Annotated in this window: 11 protein-coding genes and 3 pseudogenes; 7 read left to right on the top strand and 7 right to left on the bottom strand. The window is 73.7% G+C overall.

All coding sequences use genetic code 11. The annotated features are described in order from the left end of the window. Positions 1-36: 36 nt before the first annotated feature. On the bottom strand, positions 37-1,779 hold the full coding sequence (locus AOK11_RS18430) for a PucR family transcriptional regulator (protein ID WP_055594817.1): 1,743 nt from the start codon (positions 1,777-1,779) through the stop codon (positions 37-39). Between the two features lie 408 nt (positions 1,780-2,187). Between AOK11_RS18430 and AOK11_RS18425 the strand changes: the two genes are divergently transcribed. The 4 genes and pseudogenes from AOK11_RS18425 to AOK11_RS18410 form a co-directional block, all read left to right on the top strand. Continuing rightward, the gene (locus tag AOK11_RS18425; protein WP_055594816.1) at positions 2,188-3,078 is read left to right on the top strand and encodes an FAD binding domain-containing protein; all 891 of its coding nucleotides are present in this window, start codon (positions 2,188-2,190) and stop codon (positions 3,076-3,078) included. Then, the gene (locus tag AOK11_RS18420; protein ID WP_055594815.1) at positions 3,078-3,716 is read left to right on the top strand and encodes a (2Fe-2S)-binding protein; all 639 of its coding nucleotides are present in this window, start codon (positions 3,078-3,080) and stop codon (positions 3,714-3,716) included. The genes AOK11_RS18425 and AOK11_RS18420 overlap by 1 nt, the downstream gene beginning before the upstream one ends. Next, positions 3,713-6,163 (top strand): xanthine dehydrogenase subunit D, encoded by a 2,451-nt coding sequence (gene pucD, locus AOK11_RS18415; protein WP_240497388.1) that lies wholly within the window; start codon positions 3,713-3,715, stop codon positions 6,161-6,163. The genes AOK11_RS18420 and pucD overlap by 4 nt, the downstream gene beginning before the upstream one ends. 72 nt (positions 6,164-6,235) lie before the next feature. Continuing rightward, positions 6,236-6,700: pseudogene (locus tag AOK11_RS18410) on the top strand (XdhC family protein); the annotation flags it as partial. Between the two features lie 45 nt (positions 6,701-6,745). Here AOK11_RS18410 and AOK11_RS18405 read toward each other — a convergent pair. Both AOK11_RS18405 and AOK11_RS46200 read right to left on the bottom strand, forming a co-directional pair. Then, positions 6,746-7,186 (bottom strand): SRPBCC family protein, encoded by a 441-nt coding sequence (locus AOK11_RS18405; RefSeq protein WP_055594814.1) that lies wholly within the window; start codon positions 7,184-7,186, stop codon positions 6,746-6,748. An 80-nt stretch (positions 7,187-7,266) separates the two neighbouring features. Then, positions 7,267-7,392 (bottom strand): hypothetical protein, encoded by a 126-nt coding sequence (locus tag AOK11_RS46200; RefSeq protein ID WP_276204829.1) that lies wholly within the window; start codon positions 7,390-7,392, stop codon positions 7,267-7,269. Between the two features lie 337 nt (positions 7,393-7,729). On the opposite strand from AOK11_RS46200, the gene AOK11_RS18395 reads away from it, so the two are divergent. After that, on the top strand, positions 7,730-8,854 hold the full coding sequence (locus tag AOK11_RS18395; RefSeq protein WP_055594812.1) for a winged helix DNA-binding domain-containing protein: 1,125 nt from the start codon (positions 7,730-7,732) through the stop codon (positions 8,852-8,854). 471 nt (positions 8,855-9,325) lie between these two features. Here AOK11_RS18395 and AOK11_RS18390 read toward each other — a convergent pair whose 3' ends face one another. Continuing rightward, positions 9,326-12,157, bottom strand: coding sequence for a helix-turn-helix transcriptional regulator (locus AOK11_RS18390; RefSeq protein WP_055594811.1), 2,832 nt, complete (start codon positions 12,155-12,157; stop codon positions 9,326-9,328). 497 nt (positions 12,158-12,654) lie between these two features. On the opposite strand from AOK11_RS18390, the gene AOK11_RS18385 reads away from it, so the two are divergent. Then, entirely contained in the window at positions 12,655-14,334 is a 1,680-nt protein-coding gene (locus AOK11_RS18385; RefSeq protein ID WP_055594810.1) for an AMP-binding protein, read from the top strand. Beyond that, positions 14,331-14,906: pseudogene (locus AOK11_RS18380) on the top strand (AMP-binding protein). Before AOK11_RS18385 ends, AOK11_RS18380 begins: the two are co-directional and overlap by 4 nt. Positions 14,907-14,922: 16 nt before the next feature. On the opposite strand, the gene AOK11_RS18370 reads toward AOK11_RS18380, so the two are convergent. The 3 genes and pseudogenes from AOK11_RS18370 to AOK11_RS18360 form a co-directional block, all read right to left on the bottom strand. Beyond that, positions 14,923-15,417 carry a GNAT family N-acetyltransferase gene (locus tag AOK11_RS18370; RefSeq protein WP_055594807.1) on the bottom strand — a complete coding sequence of 165 codons (495 nt, stop codon included), beginning with the start codon at positions 15,415-15,417 and terminating at the stop codon, positions 14,923-14,925. A gap of 35 nt (positions 15,418-15,452) precedes the next feature. After that, positions 15,453-15,974, bottom strand: coding sequence for a GNAT family N-acetyltransferase (locus tag AOK11_RS18365; protein ID WP_055594806.1), 522 nt, complete (start codon positions 15,972-15,974; stop codon positions 15,453-15,455). Positions 15,975-16,026: 52 nt separating this feature from the next. Next, a pseudogene (locus tag AOK11_RS18360) lies at positions 16,027-16,560 on the bottom strand (hypothetical protein); the annotation flags it as partial.

Here is a 16,560-nt window from a genome sequence, read left to right as displayed (position 1 = left end):
CGCGTCTACCGCCCCCGCTCCGCGTCCGCCGGGCCGTCAGCTCATGCGGAGGGCCAGGAAGAAGTCCAGCTTGTCCTCCAGGCGGGACAGGTCACGGCCCGTCAGCTGCTCGATGCGGCCCACCCGGTACCGCAGGGTGTTGACGTGCAGGTGCAGCCGGGCGGCACAGCGGGTCCAGGAGCCGTCGCAGTCCAGGAAAGCCTCCAGGGTGGGGATCAGTTCGGCGCGGTGGCGCCGGTCGTAGTCCCGCAGCGGGTCCAGGAGACGGGCGGTGAAGGCCCGGCGTACGTCGTCGGGGACGAAGGGGAGCAGCAGGACGTGCGAGGCCAGCTCCTGGTGGCCGGCCGCGCAGACCCGGCCCGGCCGCGCCGCGGCCACGCGCCGCGCGTGCCGCGCCTCCTCCAGGGCCCCGCGCAGCCCCTCCGCCGAGTGCACCGCCGCGCTGATCCCGAGGGTGAGCCGCCCGTCGCCGTCCAGACCGGCCGTCAGCGGCTCCCTTATGGCCTCCAGCAGGGCGTCGGCGAGGAGTCCCCGCCCGTCGGCACCGTCGTGCTCGCCCGCCACCGCGGGCAGCGGAACGAGCGCGACCGCCTCGTCCCCGGTGTGCGCCACCGCGATCCGGTCGGAGTGCTCGGGCCCCGTCGACGCCGGGTCGACCAGGATCTCCTCGAGCAGCGCCTGCGCCGCCGCGCCGCCCTCGGCCCCACCGCCGTCCCAGTCGACCCGCGCGACGACCACCTGCCAGTGCGGCGCGGCCCCGAGGCCGGGTACCAGCACCGGCGCCGCCACGCGCAGCCGGGCCGCGACCTCGGCCGGCGCGGCGCCCGCCTGCACCAGCTCCAGCACCTCCTGCGCGAGCCGGCGCCGTACCGTGCGCGCCGCGTTCCGGCGGTCCCGCTCCACCACGATCAGCTGGGTGACCCCGTACAGCAGGTCCAGCCGCTCCTCGGCCCAGTCCCCGGCGTCCGCCTCGACCACCAGCAGCCAGTCCGACAGCACCGTCTCCCGGCCGTCCCGCGGCTCCGGGGAGGCCGGTGTGCCGTGCCCGCCGTGCGCGGGCTGTGCGGCCTGCGGGGCGGCCGCAGCCGTCGGGGCCGTGGACCCGTAGCCGTGCACCGGGAAGAGGCTGTACGTCGTCCGGTCGTCCAGCGTCACCCGGTGCGGCCCGGGACGGCCGCTGCGAGCGGCCGCCAGATGCTCCGCCGCGATCCGCACGCACACGTCGCCGGGCAGCCGCGGCCCCGTCTTCGACCCCGCGATCAGCCGCCCGGTGGGCGAGAGCACCCACGCCCGCAGGTCCAGGTCGGTGCCGAGCAGGTCGAGCACCACGTCCGGGCCGCCGCCCGCCGGGCCCGACGTCATCAGCCGCCGGTGCCGGTCCACCACGGCCGCGAGGTCCCCGGCCCGCTCGCCGGACACCTGCCGCACGACATGTTCGGTGACCGTCGCGAAGGCCACCGACTCGTGCACCGCGAACAGCGGCAGCCGGTACCGCGCGCAGGCCACGACCAGGTCGTCCGGGACGGTCCCCAGCTCCGCCTCGCCGGCCGCCAGGGCCACGACCCCCGCCTGTACCAGCCGCCGTACGAACGGTTCGGAGTCGGCGGCGTCCCGGCGCCAGGCCAGGCCGCTGAGCACGAGTTCCCCGCCGGAGAGGTAGCGGCTGGGGTCCCTCAGGTCGGTGGTCATCACCCCGTGCACGGTGCGGTCCAGCTCGTCCTCGCCGCAGAGCAGCGCGAGCCCCAGCGCGTCGGTCTCCAGCAGTGCGCGCAGCCGCATTCTCGTCTCCGCCGTTCCCTGTCTCGATGTGTACCGATGTCTACGATGGGCCGTGGAAGGGCCCGTGGAGGGCCTTCCGCACAGTGCCCGGGCGGTCTTTTGCGCGGCGCCCGGGTGAGTGGCCGATCCGGCACGGTCGGCCGTCTCCCGGACTGTGTACTCCGTGTCTTCCGGGTCAGCTGTTTCCGGAGGAAGACAAGGAGGTTACTGAGGTCCTCTTTTCATATGAATCTACAAGATGCCCCCGTTGGCCAGCCAACTCCTTCAGGTCTTTCGTGACTGACCCGGGTGGAGCAGCGGGCGGTGTACTGAGCCCACTGCGCGTGAATCTCCCCTGAAGGAGCCGGGCCCGCCGCACACGGATTGGCTCGATCCGTACGATCCACGAGACGAAGAAGAGAGCCGGTCATGGACTTCCTTCGCCCCGCCAGCTGGCAGGAGGCGCTCGCCGCGAAGGCCGAGCACCCCACCGCTGTGCCGATCGCGGGCGGCACCGATGTGATGGTCGAGATCAACTTCGACCACCGCAGGCCCGAGTACCTCATGGACCTCAACCGCATCGCCGACCTCACCGAGTGGGAGGTCGGCGAGGACACCGTACGGCTCGGCGCCTCCGTCCCGTACACGAGGATCATGGAGCACCTGCGGGCCGAACTGCCGGGCCTCGCCCTCGCCTCCCACACCGTGGCCTCCCCGCAGATCCGCAACCGCGGCGGAGTCGGCGGCAACCTCGGCACCGCCTCCCCGGCCGGCGACGCCCACCCGGCACTGCTCGCCGCCGGGGCCGAGATCGAGGCCGAATCGGTGCGCGGGTCCCGCCGCATCCCGATCGACGCCTTCTACACGGGCGTGAAGCGCAACGCGCTGGCGCCCGACGAACTGATCCGCGCCGTCCACATCAAGAAGGCGGACGGACCCCAGCAGTTCTCGAAGGTCGGCACCCGCAACGCCATGGTCATCGCCGTGTGCGCGTTCGGTCTGGCCCTGCACCCCGGTACCCGCACGGTCCGCACCGGCATCGGCTCGGCGGCGCCCACCCCCGTACGGGCCACCACCGCCGAGGAGTTCCTGAACGCGGCGCTCGACGAGGGCGGACTCTGGGACAACGGGAAGATCGTCCCGCCGTCGGTGGCCAAGCGGTTCGCCGACCTGTGCTCCGCGGCCTGCAACCCGATCGACGACGTCCGCGGCACCGCGAGCTACCGCCGGCACGCGGTCGGCGTCATGGCCCGCCGCACGCTGACCTGGACCTGGGAGTCGTACCGCGGCACCCGCCGCACCACCGAGGGAGTCGCGTGATGCGTGTCCACTTCACGGTCAACGGACGGCCCCAGGAGGCCGACGACGTATGGGAGGGCGAGTCCCTGCTGTACGTGCTGCGCGAACGGCTCGGCCTGCCCGGCTCCAAGAACGCCTGTGAGCAGGGCGAGTGCGGCTCCTGCACGGTGCGCCTCGACGGCGTCCCGGTGTGCTCCTGCCTCGTCGCGGCCGGCCAGGCCGAGGGCCGGGAGATCGTCACGGTCGAAGGGCTGGCCGACTTCGCCCGACAGCGCTCCCGCGCCGCCGGGGGCGGTGCGCAGGACGGTGCGGCAGCCCCGGACACCACCGGCACCCCGCTCGACGCGGCCCAGCGGTGGCAGGCCCACGGAGTCCAGGGATCCGACGGCGCCCACGGCACCGGCTCGCAGACCGGCGAGGGAACCGAACTCGCCCCGATCCAGCAGGCGTTCATCGACGCCGGCGCCGTCCAGTGCGGTTTCTGCACCCCGGGCCTGCTGGTCGCCGCCGACGAGATGCTGGAACACAACCCCAGCCCGAGCGACGCCGACATCCGCGAGGCGCTGTCGGGCAACCTGTGCCGCTGCACGGGCTACGAGAAGATCATGGACGCGGTCCGCCTCGCGGCCGCCCGCCAGTCCGAGGGGACCCGACCATGACCGAGCACAGCTCCGGGCCCTCCCGCACCCCCACCCGGGCCGCCACCGGACCCGGCCCCGCCGGAACCCCCCTCGGCGCGCCCTCCACCCTCACCCAGGGCGCCCCGGCCAGCGGCGGAATCGGGGAGTCCACCCTCCGCCCCGACGGCACCCTCAAGGTCACCGGCGAGTTCGCCTACTCCTCCGACCTGTGGCACGAGGACATGCTCTGGGGCCAGATCCTGCGCTCCACGGTCGCGCACGCCGAGATCGTCTCGATCGACACCTCCGAGGCCCTCGCCCTGCCGGGCGTGCACGCCGTCCTCACCTACGACGACCTGCCGACCGGGACGCGCCACTACGGCCTGGAGATCCAGGACACCCCCGTCCTCGCCCACGGCAAGGTCCGCCACCACGGCGAGCCGGTCGCCGTCGTCGCCGCCGACCACCCCGAGACCGCGCGCCGCGCCGCCGCGAAGATCAGGGTCGAGTACCGGGACCTGCCCGTCGTCACCGACGAGGCCTCCGCGCTCGCCCCCGACGCGCCCCTCGTCCACGAGGACCGTGACGACGACCACAGCCGCCACGTCGCCCACCCCAACATCGTCCACCGCCAGCCGATCGTGCGCGGCGACGTGGCACGGGCCCGCGAGCGCGCCGACATCGTCGTCGAGGGCGAGTACACCTTCGGCATGCAGGACCAGGCCTTCCTCGGCCCCGAGTCGGGGCTCGCCGTCCCCGAGGAGGACGGCGGCGTCCACCTCTACATCGCCACCCAGTGGCTGCACTCCGACCGGCGCCAGATGGCGCCCGTGCTCGGCCTGCCCGAGGACAAGGTACGGATGACCCTGGCCGGCGTCGGCGGCGCGTTCGGCGGCCGCGAGGACCTGTCCATGCAGATCCACGCCTGCCTGCTCGCCCTGCGCACCGGCAGGCCCGTCAAGATCGTCTACAACCGCTTCGAGTCCTTCTTCGGCCACGTCCACCGCCACCCGGCCAAGCTGTCCTACGAACACGGCGCCACCCGTGACGGCAAGCTGACCCACGTCACGTGCCGCATCGTGCTCGACGGCGGAGCGTACGCCTCCGCCTCCCCGGCCGTGGTCGGCAACGCCTCCTCCCTCGGCGTCGGGCCGTACGTCGTGGACGACGTGGAGATCGAGGCCCTCGCCCTCTACACCAACAACCCGCCCTGCGGGGCCATGCGCGGCTTCGGCGCGGTCCAGGCGTGCTTCGCCTACGAGGCCCAGATGGACAAGCTGGCCGAGCGCCTCGGCATGGACCCGGTGGAGTTCAGACGGCTCAACGCCATGGAACGGGGCACGGTCATGCCCACCGGGCAGGTCGTCGACTCCCCGGCACCGGTCGCCGAACTCCTGCGCCGCGTCAAGGCGATGCCGATGCCGCCCGAGCGGCAGTGGGAGAGCAGCGAGGGCGCCGACGTGCGCCAGCTGCCCGGCGGCCTGTCCAACACCACCCACGGTGAAGGCGTCGTGCGCGGCGTCGGCTACGCGGTCGGCATCAAGAACGTCGGCTTCTCCGAGGGCTTCGACGACTACTCCACCGCACGCGTCCGGATGGAGGTGGCCGGCGGCCGGCCCGTGGCCACCGTGCACACCGCGATGGCGGAGGTCGGGCAGGGCGGGGTCACCGTCCACGCCCAGATCGCCCGCACCGAGCTGGGCATCGGCCAGGTGACCATCCACCCCGCCGACACCCGGGTGGGCTCGGCCGGTTCGACCTCCGCCTCCCGGCAGACGTACGTCACCGGAGGAGCGGTCAGGAACGCCTGCCGACTGGTCCGGGAGCAGGTCCTGGAGCTGGGCCGGCGCAGGTTCGGCTCGTACCACCCGGCGTGGGCGACGGCCGAACTGCTGCTGGAGGGCGGCAAGGTCGTCACCGACGGCGGCGAGGTACTGGCCGATCTGGTGGACGTCCTCGGGGACGAGGCCGTCGAGGCGGAGGAGGAGTGGCGGCACCGGCCGACCGAACCCTTCGACCCGCACACCGGCCAGGGCAACGGCCATGTCCAGTACACCTTCGCCGCGCACCGGGCCGTCGTCGAGGTCGACACCGGACTCGGCCTGGTCAAGGTGATCGAACTCGCCTGCGCGCAGGACGTCGGCAAGGCACTCAACCCGCTGTCCGTCATCGGCCAGATCCAGGGGGGCACCGTCCAGGGCCTGGGCGTGGCGGTCATGGAGGAGATCGTCGTCGACCCGAGGACGGCGAAGGTGCGGAACCCCTCCTTCACCGACTACCTCATCCCCACCATCCTCGACACGCCGGACATCCCCGTCGACATGCTCGAACTCGCCGACGACCACGCGCCGTACGGGCTGCGCGGCGTCGGGGAGGCCCCCACCCTGTCGTCCACCCCGGCGGTCCTCGCGGCCGTCCGGGACGCGACCGGGCTGGAGCTGAACCGCACACCGGTCCGCCCGGAACACCTCACCGGAACCGGGTGACGCACCGTCGCCGCAGGGCGCCCGCCCGGGACGGGCAGGACCCGACCGATGCCGATGCCCATGCCGAGGCCCGTGGACCCTTGTCGAGGGAGACCGACAGATGCTGGACATCGCCGAGGAATCGTCGTCGAATGGCCGCACATGTACCTCGAGCGCACCGACGTGGACACCCGTACGGTCCTGTGCGTGCTGACCCACGACGCGAAGTTCGACGTACCGCTGCTGCGGCTCGCCCTGCGCCTCCCGGTCGCCTACGTCGGCGCCATGGGCTCCCGCCGCACCCACCTGGACCGCAACGCCCGCCTGCGCGAGGTCGGCGTCACCGACCGGGAACTGGCCCGCCTGCGCTCACCGATCGGTCTCGACCTCGGCGCCCGCACCCCGGAGGAGACGGCCGTGTCCATCGCCGCCGAGATCGTCGCCGCCCGCCGGGGCGGCACCGGGGTCCCCCTCACCGGAGCCCCCACCCCGATCCACCGCGACCGCGAACCCGATCACGCCTCCGGGGCCACCGGCAGAATCGGTTCGAGGGTGTGACGGACGTGTCATAGGGGTGGGCGCGGCAGCGCCGGTGCCCCTCCGTCACGGCTGCCGCAACAGGGTGTTCACCGCCCGGCCGAACATCCTGCGCGAGACGGCCCGCAGGGCCGGGTCGCAGAAGCCGGGCAGGAACCGGACCCGCAGGTCCTCGCGCCACAGCACGCGGGTCCGGCCGCCCGGCCCCGGACGGACCTCGATCTCCGCCCAGCCCCTGACCAGACGACCCCGCTTCTCCAGCCGGCACAGGCCGGGGGAGCCGTCGACCGGGGGCTGCCAGACGGTCACCTCCATCGGATCGTCGAAGGCGACCGGGCCGAGGCCCGAGCGGGCGACGAACACCGTGCCCTCACCGGTGGGCGGGGGAGTGGTCACAGTGACCCGGGTGAGCGGGACCGCCGCCCCGTGCCGGGGCCACTCCGTGAGCCGACGCCAGGCCTCGTCGAGCGGGAGGGGTGCCGTGCGCTGGAGATGGAAAGTGGCCACGGGGGGATCCTAGGGAATCAGGACAGGCCGACGGCCCCGCTGGGGGTGCGCCACCCGCCTGGCCCAGTCGGCGCGTGGGCTCACCGGGGGGCCGGAACGGGCGCGGGCCGGCCGTGGGGGCGTATCGGGAAGAACTGGCGCATCTGGTGCTCCATGCGCTCGGCCACCTCGCGCGTCTCCGCCAGGACGTCCCCGAGTTCACGCACGAGGCCCTCGTAGACCGGGAGACGAACGGGTCCGGACTGGTGCCCCGGGGCGTGCCCGGAGCCGTGGGCGGATCTGTCGGGTCCATCGGTGCGATCGGTGCGACCGGTGCCGGTGGGATGGGAAGTCACTGAGGAGGCCCTTCGTTGTGGGGTTTTCCTGGTGCTGGCCTACGACATGGAAAAGGGGCCGCTTCTCGTGCCCCGTAGAACTCAGCGTCCGTTGCCCGTCACGGTGTTACACGTCCCGAAGGAATGTCCTGGATGGTGGGTTGTGTTCGTGACGGTGTTCCGGACCTTGCGGACAGAGGATGGCCGCAAGCCTCGCTAACGTGCGGGTATGACGAAGGCGAAGCGGAGCATCACCCCGGTGCGGGGTCCGGCCGCCGTGCTCGGCACCCGGGCCCTGAACCGTGCCACCCTCGCCCGGCAGTTGCTCCTGCGGCGCTCACCGCTGTCCGCGGAGGCGGCCGTCGGGCATCTGGTCGGGCTCCAGGCACAGAACGTCAAGCCGCCGTACTACGCGCTCGCCGCCCGGCTCGACGGCTTCACGCCCGAGGCGCTGTCCCGGCCGATGGCCGACCGCGCCGTGGCCCGCCTCGTCACCCTGCGCTCGACCATCCACACCCACACCGCCCAGGACTGTCTCACCCTGCGCCCTTTGGCGCAGCCCGCCCGTGACCGCGAACTCGGCTCCTTCCGCAAGGGGTTGACCGGAGTCGACCTGGACCGGCTGACCGTCCTCGCCCGGGACCTCGTCGAGTCCGCACCGCGCACCATGAAGCAACTGCGCGAGGCCCTGCTCGAGGAATGGCCCGACGCCGACCCGCAGGCCCTGTCCGTCGCCGCCCGCTGCAGGCTGCCCCTCGTCCAGATCACCCCGCGCGGACTGTGGGGCCGCAGCGGCCAGGTGACGCTCACCACCGCCGAGCGGTGGCTGGGCCGCCCCGCCGAGCCCTCCCCGGGGCCGGACGCCGTCGTGCTGCGCTACCTCGCTGCCTTCGGGCCCGCCTCCGTGAAGGACATGCAGATCTGGGCCGGGCTGACCAGGCTGCGCGAGGCCTTCGACCGCCTCGAACCGCGCCTGGTCACCTTCCGCGACGAACACGGGGTCGAGCTGTTCGACCTCCCCGACGCGCCCCGGCCCGACCCGGACACCCCGGCCCCGCCGCGGTTCCTGCCCGAGTTCGACAACCTGCTCCTCTCCCACGCCGACCGCACCCGCGTCGTGCCCCACGAACTGCGGGGCCGAACCCGGCAGGGAAACACCCCCTACCGCGCCCTCCTCGTCGACGGCTTTCTGGCGGGGGTGTGGCGACTGGACGAACACGCCCTCGTGGTCGAGCCGTTCGGTCCGCTCACCGGGGCCCGGCGGGACGAGATCACCGCCGAGGGGGAGCGGATGCTCCGGGTGATGCACCCGGACACGCCGTACGACATCCGCTTCGGAGCCGTACGCCGGTGAGGGGAGGACCGCGCGAAGGGGCGAGGGGGCATGGATAGGGGGCGTTGCGGGCTGCTCGTGGAAGCCCGCAACGCCCCCTGGCATTCACCTGAGGGGTGCTCAGGAATTCAGGTGGCGGCGAGCACGGCGGTGGTCGCGGCGGTCCTCGTACGGCGGGTGGGCCCGTACATCGGTCTCCTCATCGGTTGCCGGTGGGGCGCGCGGGGTGGGGGGTCCAGCACGAGGACCGGACTACCGGTCCCCGTGTGCCCGGCGAGCGGCACACCCTTACGCTACGAGCCGGAGCGCGAGCCCCCAATGAGGGAAGCCCCTACGGGAGTTGGGCAGGGAAAACCCTCGGTCCCGGCCGACCGCCCCGTACCGGCCGGCACCGCGTTCACCGCCGGCCCCGCGAGGGCCCCTACGCGTACCCCGACCCAGGCCACCGTGCCCCTGCCGCCCCGCACCCGCCGTACCGCCCTCTCCCCGGGGTCACTTGGTGCGGCGGCCCGCGGCCAGGCGGACGATGTCCACCCGTGACCGGATGCCCAGTTTCCGGTACACCCGGGTGAGCGTCGCCTCGACCGTCTTGACGCTGATGAACAGTCGGGCGGCGATCTCCCGGTTGGTGGCCCCCTCCATCACCAGCGAGGCGACCTGCCGTTCCATCGAGGCGAGGCCGTCCAGCGCCGCCGAGGTGGCCGCGGACACCGTGTCCGGCTCCACCGGACCGGCGGCCACGGCCGCGTCCACCTGCCGCAGCCAGGGCAGCGCGCGGCAGCGCCGGAACAACCGGGCGGCCTCGTCGTAGGGGGCATGGCCCGGGGCCGTCCCCGGGCGCCGGGCGCGCAGCCGGGCCAGCGCGAACGCGGCCCGCGCCTCCTCCAGCCCGTAGCCCAGTCGGCCCAGCCGATCCTGTGCCGACGTCAACTGCTTCTGCGCGGCATCGTGTTGCCCGCGGGCCGCCCGCACCAGGGCCTCCGCGCGGTCCAGTACGGCGAGGACGCCCGCGCGGTCCAGCCGCAGCGCGTGCACCCGGGTGAGGTTGATGAGTTCCTGCGCCTCGCCGGGCTCACCGATCCGCACCAGCGCCTCGGCGAGATCGCCGTGCCAGCGGCCCCGCGCCGGGTCGGTGATGCCCATGCCCTGCTCCAGCTCCCGCACCCGGCGCAGCGAACGGACCGCGCCCGCCGCGTCCCCGGCGACCGACTGGGCGTAGCCGAAGGCGGCCAGGGCGCGTGAGAGGTACATCTGGTCGCCGTCCACCTCGGCGTGGTCGGCGGCCTCCCGTGCCAGTGCCAGCGCCCGCTCCACGTCCCCGCCGGAGGCCTCCGCGAGCGAGGCGAGCATCGCCGAGGCGCCCTCCCCGATCCCGGAGTCCCGGGCCAGCCGCAGGCTCTCCCGTGCCAGGTCCAGGGCGCGGCCGCAGTGCCCGGAGCGCAGCTCCGTGTCGGCGAGGAAGCGCAGGAAGTGCACCTCGCTCTCGACCATGCCGCGCCGCCGTGCCTCCCGCAGCAGCCCGGTGATGCTCTTGCGGGCCTCGGGCAGCTGGTCGCTCATGAGCAGCCAGCGGAACCTGGCCATGCCCGCGCCGTTGTGGTGGCAGGCCACATAGGGGTCCTGGGGTTCCTTCAGGGCCCGCTTGATGGTGGCCGGGGCGTCCGGGTGGCCCATCAGGGTCTCGGTGGACGACTGGAAGGCCAGTGCCATCAGCTCGGTGCGCCGGTCCGCGCCCCGCGCCGCCAGGTCCGCCGCGTGCGCGGCCTCCCGCCGGGCCTTGCCGAAGTCGCCGTCGACCACCAGTTCCCGCCAGGCCAGCTGGTAGTGGACCAGGGCGAGCAGCCGCGGGTCGTCGCCCGCGTCGGCCAGCACCTGCGGGAAGACCGCGTCGACCTCGCCGAGCGCCTGCCCGGCCGCCTCGATGACCACCATCCACGCCCGCACCCGCTCCGCGGGCACCGTGGCCCGGGTCAGCACCTCGCGCGCGATGTCCCGGGCGAGATCCGCCTCCCCCGCGGTGATGGCGTCCTCGGCGGCCTGCAGCCGCCGCTCGTCCGGGCCCGGCGTACGGTCGGCCGGGGTGCGGCGGGCGGCCAGCAGCCCCAGCGAGGCGGCGACCGAGGGAGCCCCGCGGTCGCGGGCCAGCGCGGCGGCCTCGGCGAGCCGGGTCGCCACCTCCGGGTCGGTACCGGTCGTGGCGAGGGCCAGATGCCGGGCCCGCTCGATGGGGTCGGAGGCCGCCGTGGACAGCGCGGCGTGCGCGGCCCGCCGCTCGTGCGCGGGGGCCTCCGCGTACAGCGCGGCCGAGATCAGCGGATGCGCGAACCGCAGCGCCGGCTCCTCCGGGTCCGTCGCCAGCAGCCCCAGCGCGGCCGCCTGGGCCGTCTCCTCCTCGGCGTGGTCCCGGCCGGCCGCGTGCAGCAGCGCCGGCGTCGGGCGGGCGCCGGCGCTGGCCACCAGCAGGGTGCGGCGCGCGTCGTCCGACAGCATCTCCAGCCGGCTGAGCACCAGGGCACGCAGCGAGGTCGGCACCGGCAGCGGCTCGCCGGGGCGCGGCCGGGCCGGGCTCTCGGCCAGGGCACGGCCCAGTTCGAGCGCGAAGAGCGGGTTGCCGTCGCTGGTGCGGTGGATGTCGCGGACCGTGGTGCGGGACAGACCCGTGTAACCGCGGTGGTCGAGCAGCGCGGACACCTGGGTACGGGAGAACGGGCCCAGCCGGACCACCCGCGTGTCCGGCGGGCAGGCCCGCAGATGACGGTCGTACTCCTGCCCCTCCGTGCCCTGGGTCCGCGCCGCGCACAGCATCTGCACCGGAGCGTCGCCGAGGCGCCGGGCGGCGAAGCCCAGCAGTTCCGCGCTGGCCGAGTCCAGCCACTGAAGATCGTCGGCGACGACCAGGACGGGCCCCTCGGCGGCCAGTGCCCGCAGGGTGGACAGCACCGCCAGGCGCAGCGCGAGCCCGTCCCGCTGGAGCGTGGACTCGCCGCGGCCGGTGAGCGCCGACTCCAGGGCGGTGCGCTGCGCGGCGGGCAGCGCACCGCAGACCCTTTCGAGGACCAGGCCGAACAGGTCCGCGAGCGCCAGGAACGGAAGGTGGGATTCGGACTCCGTGGCGGAGCAGCGCAACACTGTGGGCGCCCCGCCCGCGTTTTCCGCCGCAAGTGCCCGCAGCACGGTTGATTTACCTATTCCGGCCGGCCCGTGCAGCAGCACGCTGCCCCCTCGGGCCAGCTGCTCGCGCGCTTCGGCGAACGGCTCCTCCCTGCCGATGACCAGGTCGGGACGGCACCTGGCAGGATCCCTGAAGTCCCGGCGCACGGTCACCGCTCCCTCCTGTGTCGTGTCCTGACCAATATTAGGCAACGGGTCAGTTGAATTCGGAGGGGCGACGTCGTGAGGCATTTAACAGCGCACACGCGGATGAAATCCGAAGTCCCGGCACACCGGCCGAAAACCCCGGACCACCGGTAATGCCGACCCCACGAGAACACCGCAAACCTACGGCAACCACCCCGCCCCGTGTACGGAGACCACCGCCTCCCCACGCGTCCGGGCACCCGGCTCGCACATCGCCGAGCGCGGACACGCCCTCACGGTCCCGTCCGTCACCCCCAGCCGCTCGGCCGCCCTCACCTCGGTCGCCCCCGCCCGGGTCAGCCGTCACCGGTTCGCCTCTCCGCCGCGGATCCCGAATGAGCCACGCCCCCTTTCAGGGGTGGTGAGACCTGCGTCACGGATTAGACGATGGCACAGAGGCACCCGGCAAGGTCCGGGACCGAGGAGGACGGAGCACCCATGACGACGGCGACGGAAGGGAACACATGACGACGGCGACGGCGACGGAGGAGTTCCGCAGGGCCCGGGACTTCCTGCTGGAACACCGCGACGACTACACCACGGCCTACGAGGGCTTCCGCTGGCCGCGCCCCGACCGCTTCAACTGGGCGCTCGACTGGTTCGACGTGATCGCGGACGGCAACGACCGCACCGCCCTGCACCTCGTGGAAGAGGACGGCGAGCGGACCAGGCTCTCCTTCGCCGAACTGGCCCGCCGCTCCGACCAGGCCGCCAACTGGCTGAGGCAGCAGGGCGTGGGCGCCGAGGACCGGGTGCTCGTCATGCTCGGCAACCAGGCCGAACTCTGGGAGACCGCGCTCGCCGCGATGAAACTGCGTGCCGTGGTCATCCCCGCCACCCCGCTGCTCGGCCCCGCCGACCTGCGTGACCGCGTCGACCGGGGCCGCGTCCGGCACGTGATCACGCGCGCCGCCGACACCTCGAAGTTCGGCGAGGTGCCCGGCGACTACACCCGCATCGCCGTCGGCGGGGGCGCCACCGAGGCCTGGCTGCCCTACGAGGACGCCTACGGCGCCGCCGAACACTACGCGCCCGACGGACCCACCCTCGCCGACGACCCCCTGATGCTGTACTTCACCTCCGGCACCACCGCACAGCCCAAGCTCGTCGAGCACACCCACACCTCGTACCCCGTCGGGCACCTGGCGACCATGTACTGGATCGGGCTCACACCCGGCGACGTGCACCTGAACATCTCCTCGCCCGGCTGGGCCAAGCACGCCTGGTCCAACCTCTTCGCCCCGTGGAACGCCGAGGCGACCGTCTTCCTGCACAACTACGCGCGCTTCGACGCGGCCCGGCTGATGGCCGAGATGGACCTCGCCGGCGTCACCACCTTCTGCGCCCCGCCCACCGTGTGGCGCATGCTCATCCAGTCCGACCTGACCGGGCTGCGTACCCCGCCGCGCGAAGCGGTCGCCGCCGGCGAACCGCTCAACCCCGAGGTCATCGAACAGATCCGGCGCGCCTGGGGCGTCACCGTCCGCGACGGCTTCGGCCAGACCGAGACCGCCGTCCAGATCGCCAACAGCCCCGGCCAGCCCCTGCGGACCGGCTCCATGGGCCGCCCGGGGCCCGGCTACCGGGTCGAGCTCCTCGACCCCGTCTCCGGCGCACCCGGCGCCACCGAGGGCGAGATCGCACTCGACCTGTCGGACCGCCCGGTGGGCCTGATGACCGGCTACCACGGCGACCCCGACCGCACCGCTCAGGCCATGGCCGGCGGCTACTACCGCACCGGCGACATCGGCTCCCGCGACCCCGACGGCTACCTCACCTATGTGGGCCGCGCCGACGACGTGTTCAAGGCCTCCGACTACAAGATCTCCCCCTTCGAGCTGGAGAGCGCCCTGCTGGAGCACGAGGCGGTCGCCGAGGCGGCCGTCGTACCCGCCCCGGACGAGCTGCGCCTGGCCGTGCCCAAGGCGTACATCGTGCTCGCGGAGGGCCACCGGCCCGGCCCGGACACCGCGCGGGAGCTCTTCGAGTACTCCCGCAAGGTACTCGCCCCCTACAAGCGGGTCCGCCGGCTGGAGTTCGGCGAACTGCCCAAGACCGTCTCCGGCAAGATCCGCCGCATCGAACTGCGCGAGGCCACGGCGGCGGGCTCCGACGCCGAGTACCGCGAGGAGGACTTCCGGTGACCCCGTCGGTCCCGGCACCGGCCCCCGCGCCGGCCCCGTCGTACAGCCACGGGACGAGCACCACCCCGCTGCTCGGCGACACCGTCGGCGCCAACCTCGACCGCGCGATCGCCGCGTACCCGGACCGAGAGGCCCTCGTCGACGTGCCCTCGGGCCGGCGCTGGACCTACACCGAGTTCGGCGCCGCGGTCGACGAGGTGGCGTGCGGGCTGCTGGCCAAGGGGATCACGACCGGCGACCGCGTCGGCATCTGGGCGGTCAACTGTCCGGAGTGGGTCCTGACGTAGTACGCCACCGCACGCATCGGCGCGATCATGGTGAACATCAACCCGGCCTACCGCGCCCACGAGCTGGAATACGTCCTGCGGCAGGCCGGTGTCGCGGTCACCCTGGAGGACCTGCGCGCCTTCTGCGCCGACCGGCTGGCCCACTACAAGATCCCGAGCCGGCTCCAGGTCCTGGACTCCTTCCCGATGACGGTCTCGGGGAAGGTGCGCAAGGTGGAACTGAGGGAGCGGTACGCCCCGGGTACGGCGGAGGGAGCCGAGGGGGTGGGCGGCACGGAGAGCTGAGGCGCGCGGGCGGGTGTCAGGCGACGGTCCGGCGGAACACCTGCCGGGAACCGCCTTCCGGACCGGGTTCGGCCGGTTCGGCGGGGAGGAAGCCGAGGCGCTCGTAGAAGACGCGTGCGCCACTGGCCGCCGCCCCGGGGTGGTCGGCCCCGAAGGTGACCACCTCGATCCGGCCGGGACCCCGTACCCACCGGCGCGTCGCGTCCGCCATCAGCGCACGGCCGACGCCCTTTCCCCGCGCCCGGTCCGAGACGACGAGCCAGTGGACGTGGTGGGACGGCGGCTCGGCTCCGAACAGCAGCCCGCCGAGGAAACCCGGGCCCGGGCCCGGGCCCGGCCCCGGACCCGTGGGGCCGGGGTCGACGGCGACGAGCGCCATGGACGCGCGGAGGTGCGCGCGCACCGCGTCGTGGAAACCGGGTACCTCGACCATGGGGCCGAACCACTGCTCGACCTGGGACGCCAGGTCGAGGAACCCGGGGAAGTCCTGCTCCGCCGCTGTTCTGATCATCGTGCGAGCAGGGTGGCAGGTGTGTGCCCCGGCGGTCACGGCCGGCCGAGGCTTCGGGACATGCACACGCGCGGCCACCGGTCGAGCCCGTGCCCGCCCTCCTGGGCGCGGATCCGGCGCAGACCGGGCGTGAGTTCGGCCTCGGCCAGTGTGCGGAAGCCGAGGCGGGCGTAGTACGGGGCGTTCCACGGGACGTCGGCGAAGGTGGTCAGGGTCAGGGCGCTCAGGCCCTGCGCGCGGGCCTGCTCGGCGGCGTGGGCGATCAGGGACCGGCCCACGCCCCGGCGGGCGGCGCGCGGGTGCACCGAGACCTGCTCGAGGTGGAACGCGTCGTCCACCGGTTCGCCGATCAGATAGGCGGCGGGCCGGTCCCGTTCGTCGGCGGCGACCCAGCAGCGGCCCGCCCGCCGGTAATGGTCGAGGGTGTCGAGGGCGGGCGGCTCGTCGTCGGCGATCTCTGGCATGTCCAGGGCCCGGAAGGGTGCGCCGGCGGCCCGTTCGATGTCCTGGAGGGCGGACAGCTCGTCGGGGGCGGCGGGCCGGATGTGCGTACGCATGAGCCGAGTATCGGACGGCGGGGGCGGGAACGTCCCCGGGTTCCCGGGCTTCTCAGGAACGGGTGGCGTCCAGCGCCTCGGCCGGGGCGTTCACCGGCTGCGGGGTGCCGGTGAGGTCGAGCAGGAACAACGGGACACCCAGGCGGTCGGCACGCTCCCGGGCGTCCGGGGCGTACCCGGCGAGGGTGAAGTACAGGCACTGGGCGGACTCCGACATGGACATGAGCCACAGGCACTCCACGTCCCGCGACGTCACCGGACGCGCCGACGGGTCGACCTGGGCGAGGACACCCCGGCCGGCCAGCCCGATGCCGGACGGGGGACGCCGGTGGGCGCGGCGGATGTCGTCGTGGCCGAGCAGGCGCAAATACAGCACGGTCGCCGTGACCGCGTCCCGCGCGGTGCGGATCGGCACGGAAGGGATGTCGGGGCGGCGTGAAGCGGGTCCGGCGGCCGTCGGCGACTCCGGTGCAGGGGTGCCGTCCGGTGCAGGTGCGGCGTACGAGTCAGGTGCGGAGTACGAGTCAGGTGTGCCGTACGAGTCAGGCGTGGTGCCCGAGGCGGGTGAGGGGGATTCGTCCGGGGC

The organism is Streptomyces hirsutus (genome assembly GCF_001418415.1).
Taxonomy (GTDB): Bacteria; Actinomycetota; Actinomycetes; order Streptomycetales; family Streptomycetaceae; genus Streptomyces; species Streptomyces hirsutus.
Note: the sequence above shows the minus strand (reverse complement) of the source record. Positions and strands in the feature narration are given on the sequence as shown.

Coding starts and splice junctions, on each gene's coding strand:
- AOK11_RS18430 (WP_055594817.1), bottom strand. CDS start 1,779: ATGCGGCTGCGCGCACTGCTGGAGACCGACGCGCTGGGGCTCGCGCTG.
- AOK11_RS18425 (WP_055594816.1), top strand. CDS start 2,188: ATGGACTTCCTTCGCCCCGCCAGCTGGCAGGAGGCGCTCGCCGCGAAG.
- AOK11_RS18420 (WP_055594815.1), top strand. CDS start 3,078: ATGCGTGTCCACTTCACGGTCAACGGACGGCCCCAGGAGGCCGACGAC.
- pucD (WP_240497388.1), top strand. CDS start 3,713: ATGACCGAGCACAGCTCCGGGCCCTCCCGCACCCCCACCCGGGCCGCC.
- AOK11_RS18395 (WP_055594812.1), top strand. CDS start 7,730: ATGACGAAGGCGAAGCGGAGCATCACCCCGGTGCGGGGTCCGGCCGCC.
- AOK11_RS18385 (WP_055594810.1), top strand. CDS start 12,655: ATGACGACGGCGACGGCGACGGAGGAGTTCCGCAGGGCCCGGGACTTC.
- AOK11_RS18370 (WP_055594807.1), bottom strand. CDS start 15,417: ATGATCAGAACAGCGGCGGAGCAGGACTTCCCCGGGTTCCTCGACCTG.
- AOK11_RS18365 (WP_055594806.1), bottom strand. CDS start 15,974: ATGCGTACGCACATCCGGCCCGCCGCCCCCGACGAGCTGTCCGCCCTC.